Origin of the sequence: Amphritea atlantica (assembly GCA_024397875.1) — a bacterium.
GTDB classification, from domain to species: Bacteria; Pseudomonadota; Gammaproteobacteria; order Pseudomonadales; family Balneatricaceae; genus Amphritea; species Amphritea atlantica_B.
In genome coordinates this window covers 3,458,191-3,470,952 of sequence record CP073344.1, presented here as the reverse complement: position 1 = coordinate 3,470,952, position 12,762 = coordinate 3,458,191, and the positions used below count along the sequence as shown (strand labels likewise).

Here is a 12,762-nt window from a genome sequence, read left to right as displayed (position 1 = left end):
GAATATTTATGCCAATTATAGAAGTTCATATTTTGGAAGGGCGCAGCTCGGAGATTAAAGCGCGTGCAGCGGCAGCGATTACTGAAGCGGCCGCCGAAGGTTTTGGTGTTAGCAAAGATACCGTCAGGATTCTGGTAACCGAACACAAAAAAGATGAGTTTTATGTGGGAGGGCGCGCCGGTCGCGCGTCCGATCAGGCTCGTTTAGCCTCCCTCGCCGAGGAAGATGAATCATGAAAAAAATCAGATGCGCTCTGATCGGGTCAGGCAATATTGGCACCGACCTGATCTATAAAATTCAACGCAGTGAAGTGTTGGAGCCGGTTTGGATGGTGGGTATTGACCCGGAGTCGGAAGGGCTGGCGCGGGCCGCCGCTATGGGACTGAAAACCACAGCCGACGGCATTGATGGATTGCTTCCCCATGTTCTGGACGATGAGATTCAGATCGCCTTCGATGCTACCAGCGCGTATGTCCACGCGGAAAATAGCCGTAAGTTAAATGAGCTGGGTGTGATGATGATCGACCTGACTCCGGCCGCTATCGGTCCGCTGTGTGTGCCGCCGGTAAATCTGAAGCAGCACGCTGAGAAAGTGGAGATGAACGTTAATATGATCTCCTGTGCGGGGCAGGCAACAATTCCGATTGTCAGCGCGGTCTCTAAGGTGCAGGGTGTTGAATATGCAGAGATTATTGCCAGTCTCTCCTCTAAATCTATCGGCCCCGGCACCCGGGCTAACCTTGATGAATTTACCTACACCACCTCAAACGCCATCGAAGTGGTGGGCGGTGCGAAAAAAGGTAAGGCGCTGGCGATTATCAACCCGGCAGAACCTCCGATGATTATGCGTAACACCATCTACTGTCTCACCGAAGAGGAGCCGGATGAAGTCGCGATTACCGAGTCGGTATTGGCGATGATCGCTGAGGTACAGAAATATGTACCGGGTTATAAACTGGTGAACGGACCGAGCTTCGAGGGTAATAAGGTTGCAGTGTTTATGGAGGTTGAGGGACTGGGCGATTATCTGCCTAAGTATGCCGGTAATCTCGACATTATGACCGCTGCGGCAACCCGGACTGCGGAGATGTTTGCTGAAGAAATACTGGCCGGGCAAATTGAGCTGAATCCTGTGGAGGTAGCGTAATGAGTGATCTGAACGGACGTAAAGTTATTCTGCATGATATGTGTCTGCGTGACGGGATGCATGCCAAGCGAGAGCAAATTTCGGTAGAGCAGATGGTCCGGGTGGCAACTGCGTTGGATGATGCCGGTATGCCCTATATTCAGGTGACTCATGGTGCCGGGCTGGGAGGCAACTCGCTGCAGCATGGTTTTGCGCTGGCCAGCAATGAAGCGTATATCGAAGCGGTTTCATCGCACATGAAACAGGCCATTGTGTCCGTCCTGCTGTTACCGGGACTGGGGACCATGAAAGAGCTGAGATCTGCCTATGAGTCAGGTGCCCGCAGCGTACATGTGGCAACCCACTGTACTGAAGCGGATACCTCGCCGCAGCATATTGCCTATGCCCGTGAACTGGGGATGGATACCACCGGCTTTCTGATGATGTCCCATCTGTCCGATGCCGCTTCGCTGGCGCAGGAAGCTAAAAAGATGGAGTCCTACGGCGCTAATACTGTTTATATCACCGACTCTGCTGGTTTTATGTTGCCGGAAGATGTTACTCAACGTGTCACCGCGCTTCGGGATGTTCTGGAACCGGAGACTGAGATCGGTTTCCATGGTCATCACAATATGGGGCTTGGAATCTCTAACTCAATCGCCGCCATTGCGGCAGGTGCCTCACGTATTGATGGCTCAGTGGCAGGGCTGGGTGCCGGGGCGGGGAATACGCCGCTTGAGGTGTTTATCGCTGTCTGCGAGCGGATGGGAATCGAGACCGGTGTCGACCTGTTTAAAACCATGGATATTGCTGACGAGATTATCTTCCCGATGATGGATCACATTGTTCGGGTCGATAAAGATTCACTGACCCTCGGTTATGCGGGAGTCTATTCGACCTTCCTGCTGCATGCTAAACGTGCTGCAGAGCGGTTCGGGGTTCCTGCCCGGGATATTCTGGTTGAGTTGGGGCGCAAGAAGATGATCGGCGGTCAGGAAGATATGATTCAGGATACCGCAATGACCATGGCGAAGCAGCGGGGCTTATTGCAAGAGAGAGTGCCTGGGTAACTGTTGTGTCTGCACAGGATAGTAGCGTTATTTAACCGGTCGACTGAAAGGTTATTAAGATGAAAACAGATTTTAAGGGTGAAACGGCGATTGTCGTCGGCGCTACCGGCGCTTTTGGCCAGTCGATAGTGGAGCGGTTACTGAACCGGGGACTGAAAGTGGTCGCTGTTGCCCGCTCAGAAGCCAGTTTACAAACCCTGTCAGAAACCCATGAGGACGTTATCCCCTGCGTGGCTGACATCAGCGATGACAGTTCAATAGACGCTATACGCGCGGTTCTGGATGGCGCTGTTCCGAATAGCACTGTCAGGGCCGTGGTGCATGGCCCGGGGGTGGGGGTCGCCGGCGGTATTCTGGAGGCGCCAACCGCCACCATGGTGGATGCGGTGAATATTAAAGTGGGCGGACTACTGCGTCTGAGTCGGGCTGCCGATGGTTTTCTGACCGAGGGCAGCCGGCTGATCTCTATTGGCGGACATTACGGTCTTGAGCCGACCGCGTATGCAGCGTCTGCCGGTGTGGCTAATGCGGCGCTGTTTAATGTTTCACGACAATTGAGTCTGGCCTACGGTGATCGGGGGGTGACTGCTCATGTGATCGCGCCGGGCCCGGCCGATACGGAACGGCTGAGAAACGTTGCAGTGGCACGGGCAGAGATGCGTGGTTGTTCGGTCGACGAGGTACTGGACGATATGAAGGCCGAGTCCTCTATCAGTGCCTTCACTACACCCGGGCAGGTCGCCTGGGCGGTGGATATGCTGATCGATCCGGAAGCCACCGCAATGACCGGTTCAACACTGATGCTGGATTCTGGACGTCGCAGAGGTTTGCCATAGAGCGTTTCTATGAAGCGCTCTGCATCCTGTGAGCTTTTCTATAATCAACACTTAAGAGTGCATAACAGTCATAACAATAACAGGACGCTGAACTATGCCGGTAGCCAAATTCCATCTGTCTGAAGAGCTCATCACCAAAGAGTCCGCCAGGCAGATATTACAACAGGCCAGTGCCATCTATGCCGATGTGCTGGACAGTCCGATTGAAAGGACGCGGGTTTTTATCAATAGTTATAACCCGGACTATGTCGCCGTTGGCGGTGAAGTGTGTGCCGATTCAGCGAATGTGGTGGCATTCTTCGAGTTCATCGTGCTGGATGGCCGCACTCAGGAACAGCGAACGGCCATTGGCGAGCAGTTTACTCTGTTGCTGTGTGACATTCTGGGGGTGGATCGTTCGCTGATAAGAGGCTATTGCAGCTTAGTCAGGCCGGAGGACTGGTATATTTCCGGAAATCCCGCCAGCGCTGTCAGAAAAGCGGAAGTTGATGCGCGCCGGCAGGAACAGGGCAATGGCTAGTTTTCGGGTACAGCTCTCGGAGCAGGATGACGCTTATGATTGCAGAGAGAATGAATCTGTTCTGCATGGTATGGCACGGCTGGGCAAAAAAGGGATTCCGCTGGGGTGTCGGGGGGGCGGCTGCGGCATTTGCAAAGTTCAGGTGTTGTCGGGGCAATACAGCAGCCAGGTGATGAGTCGCTGTCATATCAGTGAAACCGATCTGGAGAATAACTGTGTACTGGCCTGCCGCACCTTTCCTGAGAGCGATCTTGAGATTGCGGTGATCGGTAAAATGGCAAAAAATATTCTCGCAAGATCCGATCCGTCCAAATAGCCGCTCTGGCTGCTCCTTTTTTCTGTCTGAGCGCACCTGACCGCCATGGTGCTTCAGACAGTATCAGCTTTCGTTTAGCAAAGTTCATCCAGACTGCGGTTATCCTTAATGGTACGAAACTCTCTCAGGGTTTCGAGAAAAGCCTTGAGTAGCGGGGACTCATCATCATTTCTATAGATGCAACTCAGATCGACCTCCGCCTCTTCCGGTGTCTCCGATAGCGGTTTATAAACCACTCCGGGGATACTAAGAACGGTGGCTGATTCAGGCACCAGACAGGCGCCAAAGCCACTGGCAACAAGGGCCACACCGGTGACTGCATCGCCGACTTCCTGTGAGATATCGGGGGTAAATCCGGCTAACTGACATAATCTGATAGTCTTATCGATAAAGTTAGGACGGCCCGCGGTCGGGTACATAATCAGAGGAAACTCTTTGATGGCACTAAACGGGATAGAATCCTGTGACGCCATCGGGTGTTTAGTGCTGATCGCCAGTTTGAGTTTTTCCATGCTGACAAGCTCTGAGTTGATGTCCGCCAGCGGCGCCAGTAAGCGGTTAAAGCCGACACTGATCCGTTTCTGCCTCAGCGCTTTTATCTGCTCTCCCTTGCCCATGGTATGCAGCACGATATTGACTTCGGGATAGCGTTCTTTGAAGAACAGTAACATCTTGGGAATATCGCCCATGATGCCAGAACCGAATATGGCAATATCCATTCTGCCCAGTCGTCCCTGGCCAGCTTTCTGGGTGCGCTCAGTTGCCTGTTCAATCAGACTGAAAATATTCCTCACCTCTTCTCTGAGCAGCACTCCGGCATCGGTCAGTTCCATACCTTTGGGGTTGCGGTTGAAAAGGGTGACACCTAACTCTTCCTCGAGTTGCTGGATCTGTCGGGTGAGCGGGGGCTGTGAGATATGCAGTACTTTGGCGGCTCTGCCTATATGTTTCTCATCCGCCACCACCTTGAAATACCTGAGTTTACGCAGATCCATCACTCGCCCGCCTGTTTGGTTTGAATAATTTAATACCTTAAAAGTATTAAGGTGCAATATCAATAGTATTGGATGGTAATGAGTTGCCTGCGTTATTTTGTATGTCAGGAGTGAGAATTCTCCAAATATTAGTAAACAGTGCAGGCGTAAGTCATGTTTATAAAAATAAGAAATAATCACTATCTCAGATCAACCTTAATGTTTGCTCTGATAACTTTTCTGGCAGGATGCGAGGCTCCCCTGAATCTTGAGGGGGTTGAAAAAGAGATGAGTAAAGCGGTGCACCGCACCGATCAGTTGCTGGGTGTGGCGGTGAGCCAGGATCAGGTGGTTGTGGTCGGCTCTGATGGCGTTGTGCTGACCAGTCCGGTGAGCGAGCTTAAATGGCAGCGCCAACAGCTGAGCAATAATCCCAATTTTGTTGATATCGAACTGTGTCCCGATACATCGCTGATCGCCCTGAGTATGGAGCATCAGCTGTGGATCAGTGACGATCAGGGGCAACACTGGCGTAGCAGTGACATCCCTACCCAGGAAAGCCTGACATCAGTGACCTGTGGACCGGACAACAGCTATTGGGCCACGGGCAGCTTCAGCACCCTGGTGAGCAGTCATGATAAGGGTGCCAGCTGGAATGAGCTGAGCCTTAATGAAGATGCCGCGATTTCCTCGGTGCAGTTTTTCGATAGTCGGAATCTGATCGCTACCGGTGAGTTCGGGCTGTTAGCCCGCTCCGGGGACGGCGGTGCAAGCTGGACTATGTTCGATCCGATCCCCAATGAATTTTTCCCTATGACCAGCCATTTCAGTGATCCTTCCACCGGCTGGGTCGCCGGACTGGGCGGCATCATTCTTTATACCGCCGACGGTGGTCAGAGCTGGCAGTCCCAGGAGACTCCGACCGATTCTCCGATCTATAACTTTTACGCCCGGGATGGCCGGTTGTTCGCCTTTGGTGATCACGGCACGGTTCTGGAGCAGCAGCGCAACAGCTGGCGCAAGCTGGATACCCCCAAGATTCCGGTCTATCTGCGGGACGGCAAACTGCTGGATGACAAACGACTGCTGGTCTCCGGCGGCTGGGGTGTCCTCTTTACGGTTGATATCTGAGCCTTTAACAGGCTGATTTAAATAATAATAATTTCTGGAAGTACGGATATGTCTGATAAAGCATCTGCACAATCCCATAAGATCACTCATCTTCTGCATAACCTGGATGAGCGGATTTTTAACAGCCCTAAAATTGTGCTGGGGCTGATCCTGATGGTCACACTGTTTTTTGCCAGCCAGATTCCCGGCGTCAAAATGTATTCTGATTTTGCCGATCTGCTGCCTCAGGAACACCCCTATATCGTTTTGCATAACGAGATTAAGGAGTCGTTTGGCGGCGCGAACGTGGTGATTGTCGGTGTTGAGGTTGAAAACGGTGATATCTTCAGCAACGAAGCGCTGTCGAGGATTCACCGCATCACTCAGGCTGTGGATAACCTGCCGGGAATCAACCACAACCTGGTTGCCAGTATTACCCATCGCAACTCCCGCAAGGTATGGATGACACCGGAGGGTAACGTAAATTCCGAGTCTTACTATGATCCTCAGGGCAGTGAGATGAGCGCGGCTGAGCTGGAGGTGCTGCGTCAGGATGTCGTCGCTAACCCCCGTGTTTATGGCCCGCTGGTCAGCCCTGATATGAAGATGGCGCTGGTGAAAGCGCAGCTTAACGAGGGGCAGCTGGATTACGTTAAAACCTTTGATGCGATTCAGCAGATGCGCACCGATGAGGGCGCTGAAGGTTTTAAGATTCATGTGACCGGACAGCCGATGCTGGTGGGCTGGGCTTATCAGTATCTGGGTCAGATTATTCAGATCTTTATGTTTACCGCGCTGATCATGATTGCGCTGCTGGTGTTCTATTTCCGTAAAGCCTATGGCGTGTTGATCCCTTTGGCTGCCGTGGTGGTGTCTACGATCTGGGGACTGGGAATTATCTCCCTGTTTGGCTACAACCTTGACCCACTGGGACTGGTGATTCCCTTCCTGATCTCAGCCCGGGCGATGTCTCACGGTATTCAGATTGTCGAACGTTACTATCTGGAACTGAATGAGCACGCAGATCATCACAAAGCGGCGCAGCAGACTTTTGAAAATCTGTTCCGTCCGGGCAGCCTGGGGGTGGTGTCCGATGCGATCGGTTTACTGCTGATAGCAATCGGATCCATACCGTTGAATACCAAGCTGGCACACTATGCCTCTCTGTGGGCTCTGTCGATCATCATTACCGTACTGCTGGCGGTGCCGATGCTGTTGTCGGTGTTACCAAAGCCGAAAAATTATGCAGTGAAACATAACCTATTTCGTAACGTTGGTTATATCTGTGCGGATCTGATCAGTACCCGTAAGGCGGCCAAAAATGCACTGCTGATCGGCGCACTGCTGTTGGTTGGTGGCTGGTACGCTTCTTCTAAGGTGGTGATCGGTGAATCTGAGCCCGGTTCCCCGATTCTCTACCAGGATCACGACTATAACGTTTCCTCCGGTGCGATTAATGACAGTTTTCCGGGTTCGGAAGAGCTGTATATCGTCGCGGAAACCCGCGAAAAAGGTGGCATAAAACGCCCGGAAGTGCTGAAAGCGCTGGCGGACCTGGAACGTCACATGCTCATGGATCCTGATGTCGGCGGGGCTAAAGGGATACCCGATCTGGTTAAACAGGTGAACCGTCTGCTGCACAACGATGATCCCCGCTGGATGCAGATCCCCGGTGATGCCCAGTATGTCGGTGGTCTGATGTTTACCTACATGATGTCCAGCCCGATCCCCGGTGCCCTGAATGAGTTTGTCGATACCGATGAGCGGATCGCCAATCTGGTGTTCTATTACAAAGACCATCAGGGCGAGACCATCCGCCGGGCGATCCATACCGCTAAACAGTGGATTGACGCTAACGAGGGCAGGGTGGATGGACTGACGATCCGCCTGGCGGGCGGCACTATCGGTGTCACCGCCGCCATGAATGAAGCCGCCTATGAAACCAACCTCTGGGTGCTGCCGCTGGTATTCCTGCTGATCTTCGCCATGGTGATGTTCTTCTACACCTCACTGCAGGCCGGCATGATGATGTTTATGGCGATGATGTTCGCCACCACACTGACTTATGCCTATATGGGCGTCACCGGGATGGGGATCAATATCAACACCGTGCCGATCATCGCTGTCGGGGTCGGGGTGGGAATTGACTACTCAATCTACATGATGGATCGAATCCGCTCGGAGATGGTGCTGCAACACAACCTCAGCTCTGCGGTGCGTACCGCCATCCGGACCACCGGTCTGGCGGTGAGTTTCACCGCGATTACGCTGATTGCCGGAATCGTGATGTGGGTGGTGCTTTCGGATCTGCGTTTCCAGTCTGATGCTGCGCTGCTATTGAGTGTGATGGTGATACTCAATGGTGCCGCAGCCATGTTACTGGTACCTGCCTGGGTGCTGGTGTTCAAACCAAAATTTATCTGTGCAGCCTATGAAGATGAGGATGGTGTGATCCACGCGGATGTTCTGGGTGGTGATGATCGTTCACATGAAAGCGTTAAGACACCAGTTTGTTAAAAACCAATACCTGAAAGGGGTTAAAAATGTCGAAAACAATAATAATGACGATGAATAAGGTGGCTGCCGGCGTGGCTATGGGAGTCACCGCCATGTCGCTGGGGTTCAGTACAACAGCGGTTGCGGCTGATACTGAATGGGCAGGCTTCGTGGAAAATGCGACCTATGTCCGCGATGGCGTAGGCCTGTCTAAGTTCCGCAATACCGCTCAGGCAGAGTTTTCCAAACAGCTGGAAACCGATAGCTGGGACAATGTTTCAATCAACGGTACGCTGCGCGCCACCTATGATGGTGTTTACGATCTCAACAGTGACGAGTTCAGTAAAGATGCTCAGGCAAACTATCTGGGTGAAAACTGGCATGGTCAGGACACCTCAACCGCGATTCTGGCGCCCGGAACGCCATTCCCGTGTGACAATGATCCACAGCTGTGTAACAACCTTGATGGCTATATGGATCAGTCGGAAGATGATGCCCGTTATCCTGATTTTAATGATCAGCTGGACTTTATTCGCGAGTTTTATATCAGTGCCGATAAGCAGCTGGACAGCGGTACCATTCTGAATCTGAGTTTTGGTAAGCAACAGGTTGTCTGGGGTAAGACCGATCTGTTCCGTGTCCTGGATGTCATTAATCCGGTGGATTATTCCCGCCATAATATCTATGACGAGCTGGAAGATATTCGTATTCCCCAGTGGATGCTCACCGCTGAGTGGCGGATGGGACCGGATCAGGTGTTTGATGATTCCAACTTCTCGCTGGTGTGGAATATCGATAAATTCCGTCCGAGTAATTTAGGCACCTGTGGTCAGCCCTACGCCATTCTTGATGGTGGTTGTTTCTTTGCTTCGCGCATTAATGGTGGTGGACCTTACGTTATCAATGATGTGGTTGACTATGACTGGTCGCTGAGAAACAGTCAGTTTGGTGCCAAGTGGGAGGGTGTTTATGGTGATACCACCTTCTCCCTGAACGCACTGCACTATCGTCAACAGTTGCCTTCAATCCATGCCTTAGGTGGACCGGGCAGCAACTTCGGCTTGTTTGATATCCACTTCCCTGAGGTCAACCTGCTGGGTGGTTCGATCGATTATTATTCGATGGATCAGGATGCGGTTTGGCGACTTGAGGTGGCCTACACCGAGGGCGAAGAGTTAGCCCGCGATACCGATGGTTACAAGGAAACCGATATGCTGCGCTATGTGGTCGGTTTTGATAAAAACATCATCATCCCTGCACTTGGAACCAGTAGTGCGTTCCTGTTATCCACTCAGTTGTTCGGTGAACATATATTGGATCACGAAAGAGATATGCCCAACAAGAAGGATAACTGGATAGCAACGCTGTTATTCAAGGGTTTTTATATGAATAACCGTCTCAGCCCGCAGATCATTATTGCCCATGACTTCGCGGCTGAAGCCACAGCAATTGCCCCCAGTATTGACTATCTGATCAATGATAACTGGAAGATTAATGCGGCCTTCAATATTAAAGAGGGTGGCAAGAAAACCTTCCCATGGTCTGTAGCAGGCGGAGCCGCAGCGGGTGGCCAGACAGAGCCTCTGGCGCGTTTCCTCAATGGTCCGATTGGTGTTGCCAATCAGGAAGATGAATTTCAGCTGACACTCCGTTACAGCTTCTAAACAAAAATAACGATAAGAAGGTAAGTCATTATGTTTAATAAAACCTTTATCTCTCTGGCGCTGACGACGGCTGTGTCTGCTTCAGCAATGGCTGCGACTGAGCAGGATGTGCAAAATACATTTAACCCCTACAAGAATGGTGTGCCAACCCACCAGGGCTTGAGCGCAGGGATGATCATCAATCAGGGTAATGTCGATCAGTTTAAAGAGATTGTTGATCCGGCGATGTATGATTTTATCAAATCCGGAGATACCGAAATAAAAGTGGGAGCGACCAGCTCATTCGATCTGAATAACAGTTATGTCGAAGCGACCCGCAAGTATATGAACGATGTCAGGCTGGGCGATAAGGTCGGTGAAATCAGCGGTTCGGTGGCTGGCCGCCCGTTCCCTCAGGAGCCATCCATGGATGATCCTCGTGCGGGTGAAAAGCTTGCGTGGAACTTCAAGTATGGCTACAACTGGGGCGATTCAGCGGCGATCTGGCCGTTTTACTGGACCTTCAGGGATATGAACAGCGGCAAGGCTGAGCGGACGCTGAAGTTTAACTTTAACTTCCTGAACTTCACCCACCGTACCCAGCAGGAGCCGGCTCCGGCGATCACGCCAAACCCATCAAATCTGTTCCGGGCAACCTATCTTCAGGTGCTCGAACCGTTTGATGTGAAAAACACTCAGCTACTGATTCAGCGCTTTGAGGATGACCTTAAGCGTGATAACGCCTACCTCTATCTCGGCTTTCAGCGTCGCGTTCGTCGTCTGTCAACCGGCCAGGTAACCGATGCCTTCCTGGGCTCGGATATCATGATTGAAGACTTCGAGGGGTATAACGGCCGTATCTCGGATAACAAGTGGACTTATAAAGGTACCCGCAACATGTTGCTGCCGATGTATAACCACAACGATATGCCACTGGATGCTGACATTCATCAGGACGATGATGGCTATCAGATGATTTCGTTTGGCGGTAAGGGGGGCTGCTTCCAGAATGTGACCTGGCAGCTGCGTAAAGTGTATCAGCTTGAAGGCGAACCACTTGATCCCAACCATCCGATCAGTAAACGTCAGCACTTCATTGATGCGCAGACATTTACCATTCCACGTACGGTAACCTACGACAGAAATGGGTCAATCTGGAAGAGCTTTAGTATTGGTCAGGCGCATCCGGATCATCACCTGCCGCAGAACAAGGGTAGTGGTGTCTCGATTGATGACTCCTTTACGATGATTGATATGCAGGCGCAACACTGCACTACGGGGCAGTTTAAAGGAATCATTGATCCTGAGCTAACACCCGAGAGCAAGATGACCGTGCAGAACCTGCGAGCTTCCGGTCGGTAAGAACCTGGTCCACTAAGCGGGGCTCTGGATAGCTCCGCTTCTTTACAGTCAAAATAGAGTGGTAGTTGGAAAGAGGGTTTGGCTCATTAGCCGCTACAACGCTCTCAGACACATGTACTTTGCTGTATCCGTTCGGGTGCAATCCGGCAAGGTCTGCCATCACAATTTATGATTCCCTTAGTGCTTATCAGCACTCAGCTTGAGCACTCTTTTGCCAGGGATGGTATTTTTTAGAGGGGTGAATCAAAGCGATATCAGTTCAGACGGGTTTGTGTCACCGGACGCAGGACGTCATTAATCTATGGGGTGAAAAATGGCTGAGACAATGATCTCTGTAAAGGTCGCTGCCAAAATATTGGAAGCGGATAATATCTACTCATTCAAGCTGATCAGTCTGGATGATGAAGCTCTGCCGTCTTTCAGTGCCGGTTCACATATCGATGTTGAAATAAAACCGGGACTGATTCGTCAGTACTCCCTGTGTAATGAGCCTTCTGAGAGTCATTTCTATCAGATCGCGGTATTGCGTGATCCGCAATCGCGTGGGGGATCTATTGCTATCCATGATGAAGTAGAGGTTGGCTCGATCCTCAGGATCAGTGCCCCTAAAAATCATTTTGAGCTGGCTCATGAAGCTCATAACAGTGTTCTGTTTGCCGGCGGTATCGGCATAACCCCTATATTATGTATGGCTGAGCGGCTCTCGATTGCCGGGTCTGAGTTCAAATTACACTATTGTGCCCGGGCTGAATCAGCCGCGGCGTTTACCGGGCGAATGCGTGATAGTCAGTTTGCTGATCGGGTGGTGTTTCACTTTGATGATAGTAACAAAGATCAGAAACTCGATATCCATGCCATATTTGAAACATTAGAACGGCATGCTCATATCTACGTCTGTGGGCCAAAAGGGTTTATTGACTTCGTTGCTTCTACCGCTGAACAGTATGGTCTGCCTTCAGAGCAGATTCACTTTGAACATTTTGGCGCGGATCCGGCTTCAGCTTCGGGTGAAGCGTTCGATATTTTACTATCAAGCTCCGGAAAAGTTATCCATGTTGCCGAAGAGCAAACGGCTTTAGAAGCATTGGCCGATGCCGGTATAGAGCTTGATTATTCCTGTGAGCAGGGAGTTTGTGGTACCTGTATTACCCGTATATTGGAGGGGGTTCCGGATCATCGGGATCTGTATTTCAATGATGAGGAACGCAGCAAGAATGATCAGTTTTTGCCCTGTTGCTCACGATCCAGGTCGCCCCGACTGGTGTTAGATCTGTAGGCTCTCGATTGGATACCTGAACGGAAAGATAGC

12 protein-coding genes are annotated in these 12,762 nt (G+C 51.4%); 11 read left to right on the top strand and 1 reads right to left on the bottom strand.

Features of this window, described 5'->3' with window-relative positions; all coding sequences use genetic code 11:
• The first annotated feature begins 8 nt into the window (after window positions 1-8).
• The 6 genes from KDX31_16050 (at window position 9) to KDX31_16025 (ending at window position 3,868) form a co-directional block, all read left to right on the top strand.
• A complete protein-coding gene (locus tag KDX31_16050; protein ID UTW02837.1) occupies window positions 9-236 on the top strand; it encodes a tautomerase family protein in 228 nt (75 codons plus the stop codon).
• Window positions 230-1,147, top strand: coding sequence for an acetaldehyde dehydrogenase (acetylating) (locus KDX31_16045; protein UTW05420.1), 918 nt, complete (start codon window positions 230-232; stop codon window positions 1,145-1,147). Before KDX31_16050 ends, KDX31_16045 begins: the two co-directional genes overlap by 7 nt.
• A complete protein-coding gene (gene dmpG / locus KDX31_16040) occupies window positions 1,147-2,196 on the top strand; it encodes a 4-hydroxy-2-oxovalerate aldolase (protein ID UTW02836.1) in 1,050 nt (349 codons plus the stop codon). The genes KDX31_16045 and dmpG overlap by 1 nt, the downstream gene beginning before the upstream one ends.
• 59 nt (window positions 2,197-2,255) lie before the next feature.
• A complete protein-coding gene (locus KDX31_16035; GenBank protein ID UTW02835.1) occupies window positions 2,256-3,032 on the top strand; it encodes an SDR family oxidoreductase in 777 nt (258 codons plus the stop codon).
• A 94-nt stretch (window positions 3,033-3,126) separates the two neighbouring features.
• Window positions 3,127-3,552, top strand: coding sequence for a hypothetical protein (locus KDX31_16030; GenBank protein ID UTW02834.1), 426 nt, complete (start codon window positions 3,127-3,129; stop codon window positions 3,550-3,552).
• Entirely contained in the window at window positions 3,545-3,868 is a 324-nt protein-coding gene (locus KDX31_16025; GenBank protein ID UTW02833.1) for a 2Fe-2S iron-sulfur cluster binding domain-containing protein, read from the top strand. Before KDX31_16030 ends, KDX31_16025 begins: the two co-directional genes overlap by 8 nt.
• Window positions 3,869-3,942: 74 nt before the next feature.
• Here the strand turns inward: KDX31_16025 and KDX31_16020 are convergent, their stop codons facing one another.
• Window positions 3,943-4,863, bottom strand: a complete 921-nt coding sequence (locus tag KDX31_16020; protein UTW02832.1) for a LysR family transcriptional regulator — start codon at window positions 4,861-4,863, stop codon at window positions 3,943-3,945.
• Window positions 4,864-5,016: 153 nt separating this feature from the next.
• Here KDX31_16020 and KDX31_16015 point away from each other — a divergent pair, with 153 nt between their 5' ends.
• The 5 genes from KDX31_16015 to KDX31_15995 all read left to right on the top strand — a co-directional run bounded on the left by KDX31_16015 (window position 5,017) and on the right by KDX31_15995 (window position 12,729).
• Window positions 5,017-5,973: a glycosyl hydrolase gene (locus KDX31_16015; GenBank protein ID UTW02831.1), complete on the top strand. Its 957-nt coding sequence runs from the start codon at window positions 5,017-5,019 to the stop codon at window positions 5,971-5,973.
• A gap of 48 nt (window positions 5,974-6,021) precedes the next feature.
• A complete protein-coding gene (locus KDX31_16010) occupies window positions 6,022-8,469 on the top strand; it encodes an MMPL family transporter (GenBank protein UTW02830.1) in 2,448 nt (815 codons plus the stop codon).
• Window positions 8,470-8,519: 50 nt separating this feature from the next.
• Complete coding sequence (locus KDX31_16005; protein ID UTW05419.1) at window positions 8,520-10,112, top strand: DUF1302 domain-containing protein; 1,593 nt, start codon at window positions 8,520-8,522, stop codon at window positions 10,110-10,112.
• 30 nt (window positions 10,113-10,142) lie between these two features.
• Window positions 10,143-11,453 (top strand): DUF1329 domain-containing protein, encoded by a 1,311-nt coding sequence (locus KDX31_16000; protein UTW02829.1) that lies wholly within the window; start codon window positions 10,143-10,145, stop codon window positions 11,451-11,453.
• A 313-nt stretch (window positions 11,454-11,766) separates the two neighbouring features.
• Window positions 11,767-12,729, top strand: coding sequence for an oxidoreductase (locus KDX31_15995; GenBank protein UTW02828.1), 963 nt, complete (start codon window positions 11,767-11,769; stop codon window positions 12,727-12,729).
• Window positions 12,730-12,762: the final 33 nt, after the last annotated feature.